At 61.5% G+C, this 16,401-nt stretch carries 15 protein-coding genes; 4 read left to right on the top strand and 11 right to left on the bottom strand.

All coding sequences use genetic code 11. The annotated features are described in order from the left end of the window. Positions 1-26 precede the first annotated feature (26 nt). Positions 27-1,022 (bottom strand): rhamnose ABC transporter substrate-binding protein, encoded by a 996-nt coding sequence (gene rhaS / locus AC0L2M_RS21140; protein WP_023803287.1) that lies wholly within the window; start codon positions 1,020-1,022, stop codon positions 27-29. A gap of 46 nt (positions 1,023-1,068) precedes the next feature. Further along, positions 1,069-1,878, bottom strand: a complete 810-nt coding sequence (locus AC0L2M_RS21135; protein WP_287345633.1) for a DeoR/GlpR family DNA-binding transcription regulator — start codon at positions 1,876-1,878, stop codon at positions 1,069-1,071. 191 nt (positions 1,879-2,069) lie between these two features. Between AC0L2M_RS21135 and AC0L2M_RS21130 the strand changes: the two genes are divergently transcribed. The 3 genes from AC0L2M_RS21130 (at position 2,070) to ggt (ending at position 7,740) form a co-directional block, all read left to right on the top strand. Next, the gene (locus AC0L2M_RS21130) at positions 2,070-4,172 is read left to right on the top strand and encodes a bifunctional rhamnulose-1-phosphate aldolase/short-chain dehydrogenase (RefSeq protein WP_473535795.1); all 2,103 of its coding nucleotides are present in this window, start codon (positions 2,070-2,072) and stop codon (positions 4,170-4,172) included. A gap of 178 nt (positions 4,173-4,350) precedes the next feature. Then, positions 4,351-5,643 (top strand): L-rhamnose catabolism isomerase, encoded by a 1,293-nt coding sequence (gene rhaI, locus AC0L2M_RS21125; protein WP_128177971.1) that lies wholly within the window; start codon positions 4,351-4,353, stop codon positions 5,641-5,643. A 363-nt stretch (positions 5,644-6,006) separates the two neighbouring features. Next, positions 6,007-7,740 carry a gamma-glutamyltransferase gene (gene ggt, locus AC0L2M_RS21120; protein ID WP_473535794.1) on the top strand — a complete coding sequence of 578 codons (1,734 nt, stop codon included), beginning with the start codon at positions 6,007-6,009 and terminating at the stop codon, positions 7,738-7,740. A 10-nt stretch (positions 7,741-7,750) separates the two neighbouring features. Here ggt and AC0L2M_RS21115 read toward each other — a convergent pair whose 3' ends face one another. The 3 genes from AC0L2M_RS21115 to AC0L2M_RS21105 form a co-directional block, all read right to left on the bottom strand. Beyond that, complete coding sequence (locus AC0L2M_RS21115; protein WP_023803282.1) at positions 7,751-8,092, bottom strand: hypothetical protein; 342 nt, start codon at positions 8,090-8,092, stop codon at positions 7,751-7,753. 769 nt (positions 8,093-8,861) lie between these two features. Continuing rightward, positions 8,862-9,302 (bottom strand): hypothetical protein, encoded by a 441-nt coding sequence (locus AC0L2M_RS21110; protein WP_128177700.1) that lies wholly within the window; start codon positions 9,300-9,302, stop codon positions 8,862-8,864. Positions 9,303-10,196: 894 nt separating this feature from the next. Then, on the bottom strand, positions 10,197-10,517 hold the full coding sequence (locus AC0L2M_RS21105; RefSeq protein WP_473535793.1) for a hypothetical protein: 321 nt from the start codon (positions 10,515-10,517) through the stop codon (positions 10,197-10,199). Between the two features lie 102 nt (positions 10,518-10,619). On the opposite strand from AC0L2M_RS21105, the gene AC0L2M_RS21100 reads away from it, so the two are divergent. Further along, entirely contained in the window at positions 10,620-10,778 is a 159-nt protein-coding gene (locus AC0L2M_RS21100) for a hypothetical protein (RefSeq protein WP_473535792.1), read from the top strand. A gap of 455 nt (positions 10,779-11,233) precedes the next feature. Here AC0L2M_RS21100 and AC0L2M_RS21095 read toward each other — a convergent pair whose 3' ends face one another. From AC0L2M_RS21095 to coxB, 6 genes are read right to left on the bottom strand one after another with little or no spacing between them, the layout of a single operon-like run. Further along, a complete protein-coding gene (locus tag AC0L2M_RS21095; protein ID WP_473535791.1) occupies positions 11,234-11,644 on the bottom strand; it encodes a c-type cytochrome in 411 nt (136 codons plus the stop codon). Next, the gene (locus AC0L2M_RS21090; RefSeq protein ID WP_473535790.1) at positions 11,625-12,503 is read right to left on the bottom strand and encodes a cytochrome c oxidase assembly protein; all 879 of its coding nucleotides are present in this window, start codon (positions 12,501-12,503) and stop codon (positions 11,625-11,627) included. Before AC0L2M_RS21090 ends, AC0L2M_RS21095 begins: the two co-directional genes overlap by 20 nt. After that, a complete protein-coding gene (locus AC0L2M_RS21085) occupies positions 12,500-12,841 on the bottom strand; it encodes a hypothetical protein (RefSeq protein WP_473535871.1) in 342 nt (113 codons plus the stop codon). Before AC0L2M_RS21085 ends, AC0L2M_RS21090 begins: the two co-directional genes overlap by 4 nt. Position 12,842: 1 nt before the next feature. Beyond that, complete coding sequence (locus tag AC0L2M_RS21080; RefSeq protein ID WP_473535789.1) at positions 12,843-13,448, bottom strand: cytochrome c oxidase subunit 3; 606 nt, start codon at positions 13,446-13,448, stop codon at positions 12,843-12,845. Continuing rightward, entirely contained in the window at positions 13,445-15,403 is a 1,959-nt protein-coding gene (ctaD, locus tag AC0L2M_RS21075) for a cytochrome c oxidase subunit I (RefSeq protein WP_473535788.1), read from the bottom strand. The genes AC0L2M_RS21080 and ctaD overlap by 4 nt, the downstream gene beginning before the upstream one ends. Then, positions 15,400-16,392, bottom strand: a complete 993-nt coding sequence (gene coxB, locus AC0L2M_RS21070) for a cytochrome c oxidase subunit II (protein WP_473535870.1) — start codon at positions 16,390-16,392, stop codon at positions 15,400-15,402. The genes ctaD and coxB overlap by 4 nt, the downstream gene beginning before the upstream one ends. Positions 16,393-16,401 lie beyond the last annotated feature (9 nt).

Here is a 16,401-nt window from a genome sequence, read left to right as displayed (position 1 = left end):
CCGCGCCGGCTTGAAGGGCTCCAGGATCAATAGATCTTGGAGAACTCTTCGATGTTCGACTTGTCGAACTTGAAGGGCGGAGCCATCGCGGCCGAGTTGGTGTCGTCGAGGGTGACCTTGCCGACACGGCCGATCGACAGCGTCGCACCCGGCTTGGCTTCTTCCTTCTTCACCGCCAGATCATGGGCGAGGTAGACGGCCGAGTAGCCGAGATCGATCGGGTTCCACAGTGCGACAGCCTGGCTGGCGCCGTTGTCGATGAACTTCTTGAACTCCGACGGCAGCGCCAGGCCGGTGACATTGACCTTGCCGATCAGGCCCTGGTCGGTCACCACCTGGGCAGCGGCCACGACGCCGACGGTGGTCGGTGCGATGATCGCCTTGAGGTTCGGATAGGATTTCAGCAGGCCCTTGGCCTCGTCCGTGCTCTTGGCCGAGTCGTCGTCGCCATAGACGGTGGCGACGAGATTGATCTTGGGGAATTTCTCCGGCAGCACCTTCTTGGCCGCTTCGATCCAGGCGTTCTGGTTGGTCGCGGTCGACGAAGCCGACAGTATGGCGACATCGCCGCCTTCCGGCAGATAGTCGGCGGCAAGCTTGATGATGGTCTCGCCGATCAGGTTTGTGTCCGAGGGGTTGAGGTGGAGCTGGCGGCCTTCCGGAGCGACGCCGGAATCCCACGAGATGACGGTGATGCCGCGATCCATCGCCTTCTTCAGCGCCGGCACCAGCGCGTCGGCGTCATTGGCCGAAATGGCGATCGCGTTGACCTTTTGGGCGATCAGCGAATTGATCACCTCGATCTGCGCTTCGGCGGTCGCCTTGGTCGGGCCGGTGTAGATGATATCGACGTCGCCGAGTTCCTTGGCCGCCTCTTCGGCGCCCTTGTTGGCGGCATCGAAGAAGCCGTTGCCGAGCGACTTCACCACCAGCGCGATCTTGACGTTCTCGGCATAGGCCGCATTCACGAAGATGGCGGCCGAGAACGCCGCCGTAACCATCAATTTCTTCAGAAAGCTCATCGAATATCCTCCCTTGAGCGTTGCATTCCATCGCCGCTGCGAACCCTCAGGCCTGCAGCGAAGATTCTTCCCTATTGCCTGCCGTTGTGCGGGCGACGACCAGCGTCACACCGGCGGCCTCCAACATCTTGGCCTCGCGATCCTCGATGCCGTCGTCGGTGATGACCGTGGCAATGCGCGACAGGCCGCACAGGATCAGGCTCGAGCGTTTGCGGAATTTTGACGAGTCGACCAGCACCACCAGTTCGTCGGCCTGATCGATCAGTTTCTGCTCGGCCTGGATCAGCAGCGGATCGCCTTCCATCAGGCCGAGTGGCCCGAGCCCTTGCGCGCCCATGAACATGCGGCGCGCATAGAAATTGCGCGTCACGTCATTGTCGAAGGGCGACAGGATGATGTTCTGCTCGCGGTAGATGGTGCCGCCCGACAGCATCACCGTGTTCTTGGAGTGCTTGAGCAGGTGCTCGGCGATCGGAAAGGAATTGGTGAAGATCGGCATGCGGCGGCCGGTCAGGAAATACACCATCTGGAAGGTGGTGGTGCCGCCATTGATGATGATCGGCTCGCCGTCCTTGCACAGTTCCACGGCGTCCCGCGCGATCGCCCGCTTCTGCACAGCGTTGATCGTCTCGTTGACGGAAAAAGGCCGGCCGGCAAGGCCGATGAATTGCGGCGGGGTGATCGCCTCGGCGCCGCCACGCACGCGGCGCAGGCGCTTTTGCACATGCAATGCAGCGATGTCGCGCCGGATCGTCGCCTCGGACGAGTCCGTCAGGTCGACCATCTCCTGCACCGTCACCACAGGCTTTTCCTGGACGGCGGACAAAATGATCCTGTGGCGCTCCTTTTCGTGCATGGTTCCTCCCTGCCAGCACATCTAGGCACTCAAAACGCGCAGTGTCAATCATTTCCGATCAGATAAATTCATTGTGCAGCGCAATATGATCGATGTTGATCGTTTGTGATTGACAACGCCGCCGCTTGCGTAGAAATTCGGCCCAAAGGGACCGCACCGTTTGCGCGTCTCACGTCACGGGAGGATTACCTATGCTTGACAAGCGCTCCGGCACGCGCCTCACCAATCTTTGGGATGAGGCGACAGCCCTGGGAATGAGCGAGCCGGAACGTCTCGTCTATCGCTCGAATGTTCTTGGCTCCGACAAGCGCGTCACCAACTATGGCGGCGGCAACACCTCTTCCAAGATATGGCAAAAGGATCCGCTCACCGGCGAAAGCGTGGAAGTGCTGTGGGTGAAGGGCTCGGGCGGCGACAGCGCCTCGATTAAGCTCGACGGTTTCGCCACCCTCTACATGGACAAGTTGCGCGCGCTTAAGGGTCTCTATCGCGGCCTCGAGCATGAGGACGAGATGGTCGCCTATCTGCCCCATTGCACCTTCAATCTTAACCCACGCGCGGCCTCGATCGACACGCCGCTGCACGCCTTCGTGCCGAAGCCGCATGTCGACCACATGCATCCCGACGCCATCATCGCGATTGCCGCCGCCAAGGATTCGCAGGCGCTGACCAGGGAGATCTTCGGCGACGCGATCGGCTGGCTGCCATGGAAGCGTCCGGGCTTCGAGCTCGGCCTGTCGCTGGAAAAATTCTGCTCCGAAAACCCTGAGGCCAAGGGCGTTGTGCTGGCAAGCCATGGCCTGTTCACCTGGGGCGACACTCCAAAGGAATGCTACGAGACGACGATCTCGGTGATCAACCAGGCGATCGACTGGTTCGAGCGCAAGTCTGAAGGCAAGCAGATCTTCGGCGGCGAAGTCGTCAAATCGCTCGACGCGCCGGCGCGTCGCGCCGTGGCCGCAAGGCTGATGCCGAGGATCCGCGGCCTGATTTCGGAGAACAGCCACAAGCTCGGCCATTTCGACGATTCGCCGGCCGTGCTCGAATTCGTCAATTCGAAGGATTTGCGCCCGCTGGCGGCGCTCGGCACCTCCTGCCCGGATCATTTCCTGCGCACCAAGATCCGGCCGCTGCTCATCGAATTCGACCCCAAAAATCCTGATGTCGACGCCGTCATCGCCCGTCTCGCCGACGATTTGGCGGAGTATCGCGTTGGCTACCAGGCCTATTATGACAGGTGCAAGCATGCGGATTCGCCGCCGGTGCGTGATCCGAACGCCGTGGTCTATCTGATGCCCGGCGTCGGCATGTTCACCTTCGCCGGCGACAAGGCGACGGCGCGCATTTCGGGCGAATTCTACGTCAATGCCATCAATGTCATGCGCGGTGCCTCGACAGTGTCGACCTATGTCGGCCTGCCCGAGCAGGAAGCCTTCGACATCGAATACTGGCTGCTCGAAGAGGCGAAGCTGCAGCGCCTGCCCAAGCCGAAAGCGCTTGCCGGCCAGATCGCGCTGGTCACCGGCGGCGCCGGCGGCATCGGCCGGGCGACGGCCAACCGGCTGCTGCGCGAGGGCGCCTGCGTCGTGCTGGCCGACATCGACGAGACCGCCCTTGCCAGCGCCAATGACGAATTGGCCAAGGCCCATGGCAAGGATTTCGTGCGGCCGGTGGTGATCGACGTCACGTCAGAGGACCAGGTGATCTCCGGTTTCGCCGAGACGGCGGTCGAGTTCGGCGGCATCGACATCCTGGTGTCGAATGCCGGCCTGGCAACCTCGGCGCCGATCGAGGAGACGACGCTGGCGCTGTGGAACAAGAACATGGACATCTTGTCGACCGGCTATTTCCTCGCGTCGCGCGAAGCATTCCGGCTGTTTCGGGCGCAGAAGATCGGCGGCAATGTCGTCTTCGTCGCCTCCAAGAACGGGCTTGCCGCATCGCCCAATGCCGCCGCCTATTGCACGGCCAAGGCCTCCGAAATCCATCTGGCGCGCTGCCTGGCGCTGGAAGGCGCGGAGGCCCAGATCAGGGTCAATGTCGTCAATCCCGACGCCGTGCTGCGCGGCTCGAAGATCTGGACCGGCGAGTGGAAGGAACAGCGCGCCGCCGCCTACAAGATGTCGACTGACGACCTTGAGGAACACTACCGCTCACGCTCGATGCTGAAGCGTTCGGTGTTCCCCGAAGACATCGCCGAGGCGATCTATTTCTTCGCCTCCGACATGTCGGCCAAGTCGACCGGCAATATCGTCAATGTCGACGCCGGCAACGCCCAGAGTTTTACGCGCTAGGCGATCATTTTTTGAGGGTGGCGCTGCCCCTCACCCTTACCCTCTCCCCGCGAACAACGGGGAGAGGGGGTCGCCAATGCCGGACACGCTTGTCCTTCTCCCGGTCGCCATACGGGGAGAAGGTGCCTGCAGGCGGATGAGGGGCAGCGCCAACCGAACGCATTTGGGAGGAAGCACCATGTCCGAAACCATCATCTCAGCCGACATCGTCGACAAGGACAATCTCGCGCGCTCGGCCGAGCTCAAGCGCGATTACGATGCGCTCGGCGAACGCCTCGACCGCCGCGGCATCGCCGTCGACGCCATCCGCGACAAGGTCGAAAAATTCGCCGTGGCGATCCCGTCCTGGGGCGTCGGCACCGGTGGCACCCGCTTTGCCCGCTTTCCCGGCGCCGGCGAGCCGCGCGATATCTTCGACAAGATCGAGGATTGCGCCGTCATCCGGCAGTTGACGCAGGCGACACCCACCGTCTCGCTGCACATTCCGTGGGACAAGGCCGACCCGAACCGGCTGAAACAGGCGGCCTCGCGCTTCGGCCTTGGCTTCGACGCCATGAACTCCAATACCTTCTCCGACGCCAGTGATCAAAAACTGTCCTACAAGTTCGGCTCGCTGTCGCATGCCGACGCCGGCACCCGCCGGCAGGCCGTCGAGCACAATCTCGAATGCATCGAGATCGGCAAGACGCTCGGCTCCAAGGCGCTGACGGTGTGGATCGGCGACGGCTCGAATTTCCCCGGCCAGGTCAATTTCGCCAAGGCGTTCGAGCGTCATCTCGACGCAATGAAGGAGATCTACGCCGGACTGCCTGACGACTGGAAGCTGTTCACCGAGCACAAAATGTACGAGCCGGCCTTCTATTCGACGGTCGTGCAGGATTGGGGCACCAACTACATCATCGCCAAAGAGCTCGGCGACAAGGCCTTTTGCCTGGTCGACCTCGGCCATCATGCGCCCAACGTCAACATCGAGATGATCGTGTCGCGGCTGATCCAGTTCAAGAAACTCGGTGGCTTCCATTTCAACGATTCGAAATATGGCGACGACGATCTCGACGCCGGCTCGATCGATCCCTACCGGCTGTTCCTCGTCTTCAACGAACTGGTCGATGCCGAGCTTGCCGGTGCCGAAGGTTTTGATCCGGCTCACATGCTCGACCAGAGCCACAATGTCACCGACCCGATCGAAAGCCTGATGTTGTCGGCGGTCGAGGTGCAGCGCGCCTATGCGCAGGCGCTGCTGGTCGATCGCCAGGCGCTGGAAGGCTATCAGGATGCCAACGACGCGCTGATGGCGACGCAGACGCTGAAAGCCGCCTATCGCACCGACGTCGAGCCGATCCTCGCCATGGCGCGGCTGAACACGGGCGGCGCCATCGATCCGGTCGCCACCTATCGCGCCGCCGGCTACCGAGCCAAGGTCGCGGCGGAACGGCCGGCGGTTGCCGGCGGCGGCGGTGGGATTGTTTGATGTCGGCCTGAAACAAAAAAACCCGCCTGAGGCGGGTTGCGGCGCGATGCGAGAGAGGCGTCGGCTAATTTCGAAAGCCTTCGCTTGTCATCAGCCTACCTACGCTGCGACGCAACTGCCAAATCTCCGCCATCTGCGATTAGCTACAAGCCAACACGCCTTCGTCATCCTAGGGGGAGCAGGAGCGAAGCGACGTCGCGGAGACCCTAGGATCCATGCCGTTACATCAGCCGAAGATCGCAACGGTGGTTACGAACCGAACCGGCGCAGGCGTGCAAGCCCGGCGAAATCTTCTTTATTGTCAGTAGACTCGCCCGCTCCAAACGGCTTTTCTAGGCGCATCCCCCGCCTCGGAGAACGGCCATGCACCGCCGCACCCTAATCGCACTCAGTCTTTCCCTCACCTTGACCTTTGCACCGCTGGCGGCCGCATTGGCCGCCTCGCCGCAGCCGGCGAAGGGCGAGCATGGCATGGTGGTGACCGCCCAGCATCTGGCGTCGGAAGTCGGCGTCGAGGTGCTGAAGAAGGGCGGCAACGCCGTCGATGCCGCGGTCGCCGTCGGCTACGCTCTGGCTGTGGTCTATCCGAACGCCGGCAATATCGGCGGTGGCGGCTTCATGACCATCCGCTTCAAGGACGGCCGCTCGACATTCCTCGATTTCCGCGAGCGCGCGCCGCTCGCCTCGACGAAAACCATGTATCTCGACAAGGACGGCAAGCCGGTGAAAGGCGCCAGCCTCGACGGCTATCTCGCTGTCGGCGTGCCGGGCTCGGTGGCAGGCTTCGAGACCGCACGGGAAAAATACGGCACGCTGACGCGGCAGGACTTGATGGCGCCGGCCATCCGCTATGCCAGGGATGGTTTTGTGCTGGAGCAGGGCGATGTCGCCTCGCTCGAAGGCGGCGCCGCGCGGCTGGCCAAGGACCCGGCCGCGGCCGCCATCTTCCTGAAGCCTGACGGGAAGCCCTATGCCGTCGGCGAGCGCCTTGTCCAGGCCGATCTCGCCGCCTCGCTCTCGGCCATCTCGGAACGAGGTCGTGATGCCTTCTACAAAGGACCGATCGCCGACGGCATCGTCAAGGCGAGCGCGCAGAAGGGCGGCATTCTGGCCAAGGCGGATTTCGAGACCTACGCGGTCCGCGAGCTCGAGCCGGTGACCTGCAATTACCGCGGCTATGAGATCACCTCCTCGCCGCCGCCGAGCTCGGGCGGCGTCATCATTTGCGAGATACTCAACGTGCTGGAATTCTACCCGCTGTCCTATCTCGGCGCGGGTTCTGCCGAAACCATCAAAGTCATGGTCGAGGCGATGCGTCACGCCTATGTCGACCGCAATTCGGCGCTCGGCGATCCCGACTTCGTCGACAATCCGGTCGAAAAGCTGCTCGACAAGAACTATGCGAAAGAAATCCGCGAAAAGATCGATCCGTTCCGGGCCGGCGTGTCGCAGGATCTGATGCCGAAGGGTTTTGGCGAGAGCCAGGAGACGACGCATTATTCGATCGTCGACAATGACGGCAACGCCGTCGCGGTGACCTATACGCTGAACGGCTCGTTCGGCGCCGCCGTCGTCGCCGACGGCACCGGCATCCTGCTCAACAACGAGATGGACGATTTCACCCAGAAACCGGGCGTGCCCAATCTCTACGGCCTCGTTCAGGGCGAGGCCAATGCGATCGCCCCGAGGAAGACGCCGCTGTCGTCGATGAGCCCGACCATCGTCGCCAAAGACGGCAAGCCGTTCATGGTCATCGGCAGCCCCGGCGGCTCGCGCATCATCACCATCACGCTGGCAGCGATCGTCAATGTCGTCGATCACAGCATGAACATCCAGGAGGCGATCGACGCGCCGCGCATCCACCACCAATGGCTGCCCGACACGGTCTATATCGAACCGTTCGGCCTGTCGCCCGATACCAAAAAACTGCTTGCCGGGATGGGCTACCGCCTCGACGTCACCGATGCGACCTGGGGTCAGGCGGCCGGTATCCTGGTAGGCGGCAAGAGCCTGACCGAGATCGAAAAGGGCGGCGGCGCCCGCTACAATGGCGCCATCGACAGCCGCGCCGCGTCCGGCGAGGCGATCGGATATTAGTTTCTTTCGGTCAGATGACCAGCGTGATGGTGGACGCAATCAGCATCACCGCCGCGATGCCGACGAACAAGGCATAGATACGCGGCCGATCGAGCAGCAGCGCATTTCCCGATATCCACGCCGCGGTGGCGCCGCCAAGCGCGTACAGGAAGCCGTTACGGTGCCCCAGGGCAAGGTTTGCGGCCATCAAGCCGCCAATGATGAGGGCGCCGAACACGATGATCACGGCGACCGCGTATTTCTCGAAATCGTTGCTGGCCACACCCGGACCCATCACGTTCAACGTCGTCAGGTCGTCCGGGTCGAAGGGGCTGGCCGACCCATATTCGTCTTGACCGGCAGGCTCGTGCATGATTCATTCTCCTTGAAGCGGCAACAAATCATCAAGCCTTGCCGAGTGCAACCAGATCGCGACAGGTTCAATGCCATCGGCACGGTCTTCAACACTTTCTGGCCGCGGCTTGCTACCGTCTTTTTGGATTTAATGCATGTCGCGCAAAAGTGTGCAGCGGTTTTGCGGTAACGACATGCAAAAAAACAACAACCTGAAGCGGCGTCGCCGGTCAAACGCGACGCGCTTCAGGTCGGATCGTGCTGCCGCTCCAGGCGATCTGTCGCACTGGAATCGCCAGTCAGGGCGTTTTGACATGAAAGGCCGCCGCTCTGGAGGCGGATTAAGAACCGCTGTCCTGGTTTCGGCCTGACCGCGCGTGAAGTTGCCGGTGGCGAAGATTGGGCCGGTGGCCAAGATTGGGCCGGCGGCGAAGATTGGGTTGGTGGTGAAGAGTGGCCGGCGCCACTTTGGGGGGGCGTTGGGGTAGATTGCCTGATGGGCGCCGGCCAAGCGGAAATCAGGTCCGCCGCGAGCAAACATAGCAAGGAATGGCGCGGTATGGCAGTGGTGTGATCGCGGAAGATGGTTCGCGCTTTCCCGGTGCGGTGTCCCATTATCGGTCAACCCGTCTGGCACCTGAATTGCACAGTAAGCAATGCCGGGGCAACGGCCCGGAAGTCGTTCCCGAATATCGAGGCTCGCCGCTTCGCAAATGGAGCGGCGGGCCTTTTTGGCTAGAGCATCGACCCCGAACGTGGCTACCGGTTGCGCAGCCCGCCGAGATTTGTCAGGCGGCGGGAGCCGGCGGCAGTTCGAACAGATGGGCGCCATTCTCCTGGCCCCGCTCGACATAGCCGATTATCCGGAACCATTTTGCGACGTCCGGTCTCTGGAGCCAGCTGCGCGAGTGAATGGGGAGGTTGCCTGCAAGCGCCTGGATATGGCGAATGTGCCGCTTGCAGAAGCGAACGGTCGCGGCGCTGAAGAAATCTTCCTGCGCGGCGAACAGCGTATCGGCAGCGTCGCTATTCTCGTGCCAGGCGATGAGCGCTACGGTTTTTTCGCCCTGCACGAGCGCATGAGCACGGCCTTCCTTCAAGTTCATCATCAGATTGTCGTAGGCGATCTTGCTGTCCTTGCCGGCCGCGACGTACTCGTCCGATATCCGCTTGGACAGATCACGGAAAACACTTTCCAGATCTCCAACCGTTGCTGCGCGTGCTCTCATTTCGCCTCCTGGAGCCCCAACGGGCAGTTTGCCCTAAGGATAGGGGATCACCAAGCAAATCAAATCCGTCATTCGCCCAATGCGAGCAAACAGTTTCGCCAGTGCCGGCCCTGTCGGGCGCCGGAAAAATGATTTGAGGTCGCCGAGAACCGCTACGCAACCTGCCGCAACACGGCGACCTGAATTCCCCCAACCGATTTCAGCCAAGCGGGCGCCATGCGCAACTTGCTGAAATTGCCTTGGAAAAATGGTGCCAGAGGCGGAGTCCAAGCGATGGGAAAATCGCTCTGTTTCCAAATGGTTAGGGCTCCGCTATAGCAGGACTAGCCAACAAAAATACCAAAAAAATATTTCTGTGGATTGGTTCGGTTCCCCGTTATCGCTCTATTCGCTCAATGCCATCGCGTCCCAACCTTATCTCAAAAGCCCATGCTGTCGCTACTCGAGTTTGGTCCAGATAGGTTCTCTCGACATGCCAAGTCGGCTCGGCTGCGAGAGCAAAGACTTAAAGCCGAGATTGCCCTTCCTGCTGCATCGGCACCGAAACCGAAGAGGAATTGGAAAACCAAGAAGTCGTAGTAGGCACCCTGCACCTGGCAATCAGCCGCGGTCGTCTCCGCAGACTGCTTGGTTCAATCGAATCGACGGCCGATATCCAAAGGTCGAGCGTGGAAGCTGTGCGGTTTGGGGGTGCGGGATGTTAGGCGCGTGATTACTTGCTCAGCGTATCGTCTGCGGCGATGCGATCCAACAGCTTACGGAATGCCCGTATTAGGCGGCGGGTATCGCTTATCGCCTGGCGAAGATCATCGATATCTGCTCGCGCGCGACTCTCATTCAATCGAGCCGCTTCTATTTTCAAAATTGTCCCATGCGAATAGCATGTGGATGCTCCTAAGCGTCCGGCGGCTTCAGTCGGGCCTTCAGTAGCCGAGCTTCCCGAAGTAGTGATGCCCGGTCGGTGCCGATCAACTCGATCAGCTCGCGCGCTTGAGCTTCAGTTATTCCGGCTTCCTTGGCGAGGAACTGCGCTTGGAAATCCGTCATTCGGTCGCGGTCGGACTTTTCTTGCTCGCCCATGGTGCGCCTTTTCAGCCATTGGATTGAACCGGAACGCCGGCGGGAAAGTTTTGTTGCGATGAATGGCTCAAACTTTCCAGGCATTCGCTTTGTCTGGAACACATGCTTGAGATGAAAGTTCGGGAAGTGCAGCAATCTTGTCCCTCCCGACGATGGGCTGCAGATCGGAGATGCACCGATCGGCCCGCGTCCTCTCCTCGTGGGCGCGGGCTCGGCAGGCGTAGAGAGCTCGCGCTTTTGTTCAAAAATCTCGCAACCCTGCGCACGGACGCTCGGCTGTTTGATAACGTCGAAGATCTGCGCTGGCACGGCCCGACCAAAGCATTCGACACGTGCGTGATCCAGCTAAATGACACCCGGCTGCTCGCACGTGCGCTCAAGGCTCGCCGTAACTGACTTCGGGAGGCGAGTTGGAAGCGGCCTTTCGAAGCCCAACGTCCATCGCACAGGGGCTCTGTGCATGCGGCAACAGTCTGGAAGAAGACACAGCCCAAATGTGCCGGCCGGTGCAGGTGCTTACGCAGCATCTGAGTCTACATCGGCTTCGTACTGTCATTGCCCTCGCCGCCGACTAAGTCGCTCAAGGTCAGTTTCGACTTTTGCAAGAGTGCACAGTATGGTTGGTGGTAGCGGTTGCTCACGGCGTGGGCTCGGCAGAAACCATTTAGTGCCGTCTACCCGCTTTGCTCGCCTGATAGAAGGTCATGGCGCGACTTCAAATAGTCTCTGCTGCGGTTGCTCGCCGGGCTAGTGCCGGACGGGCTGGGATCCAATCTGCTATGCAGAGAAAATCCGCGCCAGGTCGGACTTCCTGTTTCAGGACCGCTGGTCGGGATGACAAGCTTTTAGCTTCACCTGAGCGCATACAAATAGGCCGCGACGTCTCGAGCCTCCTGCTCGGAAATGCCGGTCGAAGGCATTGCCGTATGCGGATTGATTTCCCTTGCGGCGCGAATCCAGCGGATCAGGTTCTCTGGATTGTTGGACAAAACCCCGCCGACATAAACCTTGGTGGCCAGGGTGGCGTCCAGGCGCGGGCCGACTAATCCATGCGCGCCGGGGACGCCGGTGATTGTATGGCAACCGGCGCAACCACTGGCCATCATGATCGGTATGGCACGGGTAGCAATGCCACCGGTTGCATTATTGGCCTCCCGTTGGACCCTATCGGTGCGTTGCAACCACCATGTCAGCGCCGCTAGAATCGCCAGTACGACAATGGTACTCGTGCCGAAAATCAGCCTAGACAGGTTGGAACGCAAGCGACGCCTCCCGGCTTCTCTGTCCGCTCGAGCGGATCCATAAGCCTGCCAGCAACAAAGCAGCTCCGCCGTAGATCAGGCCGGCCGGAACCCACATCACCAGGCCGGCGAGTTGCTGGTCCTCGAGCGGGCTGAGGTGCCACAATGGGGCGCCGGCGGCATTTTCGGGGTACCAAAGTCTCGGCGAGACCACGAGCAGCACCCCGAGCAGACCGGTGTGCAGCGAGGTGAAGAAGAGATGCATGACTGCGCTGCCATAGGCTTGTTCACGGCCGGGACGCGGCAGCAGCGCCCACCAGAACAAGACGCCGGTGCCGAAGAAGCTGGCATGCTGGGCATAATGCAGGAAACCGCGTTCGAGCGCAGCCTCGAACAGCCCCGGCACGTGCCACGCCCATATCGCGATAGCGTGCAGGATGGTGGCGGCGACGGGACGGCTGGTCGCGGCCCAGACGGCCTGAAGCAGTTTCGCGTGCCCGGCTGCGCCAAGCTTCTGCCGTAACGAGATCGGCAGTGCCCACATCATCGCAGCCACCGGACGGGAAGCGACCAGCAGGGGCGCTGCGACTGCCATGAGCAATTCGTGCTCGATCATATGTGCGGTGAACACGCGCTCGCCCAATGCATGAAGCGGGCTGACGAGCGCAGACGCCAATACGGCCCAGCCGGCAGCGAACAGCAGGGCCTGTCGCGATCGCAACGGGCGGCCGCGACCGCTCCTACGCCACAGTCGAATGGCGCCTGCCGCATATAACAATGCGATCGTCGCCAAGGGCAGCGTGATCGGCAGCGCCAGTGTCCACCCCGGGGCGCTGCCGCCGTAGCAGATCGAGGTCGAGAAGAGCGCATCGAAGCTCATCGCACGCACTCGTCGAGAATGAGCGAGGCGGCGCCTTGCATTATGATGACCAGTGCAAACAGCACTGCGGTTAGGATGCCCAGATTGGCAACAAACGCTTCAGTGCCGTGCGTGCGCTCTGGTTTGAAGGAGGCGCCGCCCTGTTGCCGCGCCCGCCACGATAGCGCCCCGCCAACCAGAGACATTACCGTAAGCATCAGTGCGATGAAGGGTATGACAGGAATCCGGCGGGCGCACTGCCATTCCACAACGGCGTAATTCAGTTGCGTCGACACGGCCCAGGCCAAAGGCCCCGACACGAGCCCGGCCCATGAGGTGCCTGACCGAAGTGCGCGCATCTCAATCAAGCCTCGGCATCCAATAGATTAGGAGATAGATCGGAATCCAGGTCAGGACCACGAAGTCCCAGTAGAAGACGTTGTCTCCGACGTCAGCGAAACGTCGGCCACTGTTGGCGTGGCGGGTGAACATCAAAGCGGTCAACACCAGCGTGTCGCCGACATCGGTGATCAGGTGCGCGGTGTGCAGGCCGAGCAAGACCCAGAGCATCGAGCCGTAGGCATTGGTGTCCCAATAGATGTTGAGGGCTGGAAACTCGAACCAGCGCACGACAAGCGGCGCGATCCCGAGCAGCGACATGACTACGAGGCCAATGCGCACTGGCAGCATCGCGCAAGCCTCGGCGTAGCGCTTCAACATGTGGTTGGGGACCAGGCTGGCGAGCAGCAAAAGTGTCACGATCGTGCCCGGCCAGTGGTTCGGTGTGGGCGCGCTCAACGGCCATTGCGGTGACAGGTAGGCGAGGTAAAGATAACTCCCCGCGGCAAGAGCGAATCCCATGCCCTCGAGTGCCATGAAGGCGAGAGTACCCCACCAGGTCGGGGTACGCGGTCCGTGCCCGAAGGTCGGGAGCTCGGAAAGATCGACGGCAGGACGTTGTTTCATTCCTCGTCCTCCACACCGCCTTTCGGCCAGAACCAGCCGATCAAAGTGATGGCGATCGGTCCGGCTCCCCAAACCACTGCCCATGGGCTGAAGATCGAGTAGAGAAAGGTACCCCCGACTGCGAGGGCGGCAAATAGCGGCCAGATCGACGGCGTTGCCGATTTCTCGCGCACGTCCGGATGCGCCTCCGCCACTGTCGAGACGACCAGTTCGCGTGCATCGACCCGAAGCCCCGTCGCTACCGGAAGCGTTCCGCGTTCGGCCCATAGCGGCTCGACGTGCGTCACGACCGGAATGCGGGCGAAATTGTAACTCGCCGGCGGCGATGACGTCGCCCATTCCAATGTGCCTGCGTTCCATGGGTTGTCGCCGGCGGGGGCGCCCCTCAAGGAGCTGTGCACCACATTTATGGTGAAAAGCGCGAAGCTCACGAACAGGACAACCGCGCCCGCAGTGATGAACAGATTGATGTCACCCCAACCGAGCTCCAACGGATAGGTGTATACCCGTCGCGGCATGCCCCAGATGCCGACTATGTGCATCGGGAAGAACGCCGCATTGAAGCCGATGAAGGCAAGCCAGAAATGCCAGCGCCCGAGGCGCTCGTTCATCATCCGGCCGGTGATCTTGGGAAACCAGAAATAGGCGGCGGCCAGCAAGGGAAATACCGACCCGCCAATGAGCACGTAATGGAAATGCGCAACCACGAAATAGGTGTCGTGAACTTGCAGGTCCAACGGCACCGAAGCCAGCATGACACCGGTCAGACCACCGGCGACGAAAATGAAGAAGAAACCGACCACGAACAACAGCGGCGTCCTGATGATCGGCCGACCGTCCCAGAGCGTCGCCAGCCAGCAGAATATCTGCAGGCCGTTCGGAATGGCAATCAACATGCTCGATGCGGTGAAGAAGCTCGCGCCGAGCTTGGGCAGACCGGTGGTGAACATGTGGTGGACCCAGAGGCCGAATGACAAGAACCCAATGGCGATCAGCGACAGCACCAGTCCCAGATACCCAAACACTGGGCGCCGTGCGAAGGCGGCTATGATCGAGGAGACCATCCCGGTCGCCGGCAGGAAAATGATATAGACCTCGGGATGGCCGAAGAACCAGAAAAGATGCTGGAAGAGCAATGCGTCGCCGCCTTCGGCGGGGTTGAAGATGTGGGTGCCGACCAGCCGGTCCAGGATCAGGAACGTCGAGGCGATCATGACCGCCGGCATTGCGAACACGACCACGAAGGAGGTGACCAGCATCGCCCAGACGTAGAGCGGGATCTTGTCAAGCGACATACCAGGAGCCCGCTGCTTGAGAACCGTCACGATGGTTGCGACCGCGACCGCTAGTGCAGAGACCTCGGTGTAGGTGATCATCTGCGCCCAGACGTCGGCGCGCTTGCCTGGTCCGAATTCGGGACCGGACAGCGGCACATAGGCGAACCATCCCACATCAGGCGCCATGTTGAGCGCGAATGACACCCAGGCGAACATGCCGCCCGACAGAAAGATCCAGAAGCTGAAGGCGACTAGGCGCGGAAACGCGATATTGCGGGTGCCAACCATCAGCGGAACAAGGTAGATGCCGCTCGCCTGCACGATCGGCACGGCAAACAGGAACATCATCGTCACGCCATGCATCGTGAACAACTGATTGTAGAGGTCCGGCCCGATCAGCCCGCGCTCGGGGCCCGAGAGTTGGACCCGCATGGCGACCGCGCTCAGCCCACCGAGGCATAGGAACACGAAGGCGGTGATCAGGTAGCGCCGCGCGACGATCTTGTGATCGACGGTTGAAAGGGCGCCGATGATGCCAGGTGCGGTCTGCCACGTTCGCGCAAGCCAGCGGTCAAGGCTGTCATCGTCGAGGCCAGTGTCGCGCGGGCCGTCGCGCTCAGGGGCCAAATTGCCTTCTGAGGCCAAGCCGCGTTCGCGAGCGAGGTCGGCGCTGCTCATCTCAAGGCCTCAAGATAAGCGACGATCGCATTCAACTCGTCGCCGTTCAGATCCACCACCGGCATATGGGCGCCCGGCTTGATCCCCTGCGGATCGGCTATCCATGCTGCAAGGTTGCCGCGGCTCATCGTCAGCGTTCCGGCTGCCAGCGTTTGCCTGCTGGCGACATGGGTCAAATCGGGGGCAACCGTGCCGCCGGCGATGGTGCCGCCGATCTTGTGGCACATCACGCAGGGCCGCTTGAGGAACAGGTCATGGCCGGCTTTCGCCTCGGGCGAGGCAGGCGGGGCGGCCGGCCTCAACTGGCCGTTCAGCCAGGCCTCGAAGACGGGCCGAGGCTCGGCGATTACGAAGGTGCTCATATTGGCATGCTGAGCACCGCAGAACTCGGCACATTGGCCCCGGTAGACGCCGGGCTTGTCCGCCTTAAGATCAAGAACATTTTCGTGGCCCGGGATGAGGTCCAGTTTGCCGGCCAGATTCGGCACCCAGAAGGAATGGATGACGTCGGTCGAGGTGAGAATGAACCGCACCGACTCGCCTGCCGGGATGTGGATCTCGTTGGCGGTCGTCAAGATGCGGTTCGGCTGGCTGTTTTCATAGCGCACCTCCCACCACCACTGGTGCCCGGTCACGCGGATTGTCAGCGCCGCATCCGAGCCGATGGCAGCGAGCGTCCTGTTGGCGAAGAAACTCAACAGCGTTAGCCCGATCAGGATCACTGCGGTTGCCCCGAGCGCCGCAAAGACAACTCGCGCCTTGTGGCGCTCGGAAGTGGCGTCGACGACAAGCGGATCGCCGATCGGTCGTGCGCGCCGGATCAGCGTCATGGTCAGCACGATCATCACCAGGAGCCAAACCACGGTGCAGAGGGCGGTGAAAAACCAAATTAGCCACGCGAGCTCGCCCGCTGCCGGGCCCTTCGGATCGAGGGCGGATTGCCAGCCACTGCATCCCGCAAGGGGCAGAATGGAGGCTGCGCCGCACATCACCCAAAC

Source organism: Mesorhizobium sp. WSM4806, from assembly GCF_055811635.1.
Note: the sequence above shows the minus strand (reverse complement) of the source record. Positions and strands in the feature narration are given on the sequence as shown.

Excerpts from the sequence above, each read along its gene's own strand:
- rhaS (WP_023803287.1), bottom strand. The coding sequence starts at position 1,022 with ATGAGCTTTCTGAAGAAATTGATGGTTACGGCGGCGTTCTCGGCCGCC.
- AC0L2M_RS21135 (WP_287345633.1), bottom strand. The coding sequence starts at position 1,878 with ATGCACGAAAAGGAGCGCCACAGGATCATTTTGTCCGCCGTCCAGGAA.
- AC0L2M_RS21130 (WP_473535795.1), top strand. The coding sequence starts at position 2,070 with ATGCTTGACAAGCGCTCCGGCACGCGCCTCACCAATCTTTGGGATGAG.
- rhaI (WP_128177971.1), top strand. The coding sequence starts at position 4,351 with ATGTCCGAAACCATCATCTCAGCCGACATCGTCGACAAGGACAATCTC.
- ggt (WP_473535794.1), top strand. The coding sequence starts at position 6,007 with ATGCACCGCCGCACCCTAATCGCACTCAGTCTTTCCCTCACCTTGACC.
- AC0L2M_RS21115 (WP_023803282.1), bottom strand. The coding sequence starts at position 8,092 with ATGCACGAGCCTGCCGGTCAAGACGAATATGGGTCGGCCAGCCCCTTC.
- AC0L2M_RS21110 (WP_128177700.1), bottom strand. The coding sequence starts at position 9,302 with ATGAGAGCACGCGCAGCAACGGTTGGAGATCTGGAAAGTGTTTTCCGT.
- AC0L2M_RS21090 (WP_473535790.1), bottom strand. The coding sequence starts at position 12,503 with ATGAGCTTCGATGCGCTCTTCTCGACCTCGATCTGCTACGGCGGCAGC.
- AC0L2M_RS21085 (WP_473535871.1), bottom strand. The coding sequence starts at position 12,841 with ATGCGCGCACTTCGGTCAGGCACCTCATGGGCCGGGCTCGTGTCGGGG.
- AC0L2M_RS21080 (WP_473535789.1), bottom strand. The coding sequence starts at position 13,448 with ATGAAACAACGTCCTGCCGTCGATCTTTCCGAGCTCCCGACCTTCGGG.
- ctaD (WP_473535788.1), bottom strand. The coding sequence starts at position 15,403 with ATGAGCAGCGCCGACCTCGCTCGCGAACGCGGCTTGGCCTCAGAAGGC.
- coxB (WP_473535870.1), bottom strand. The coding sequence starts at position 16,392 with ATGTGCGGCGCAGCCTCCATTCTGCCCCTTGCGGGATGCAGTGGCTGG.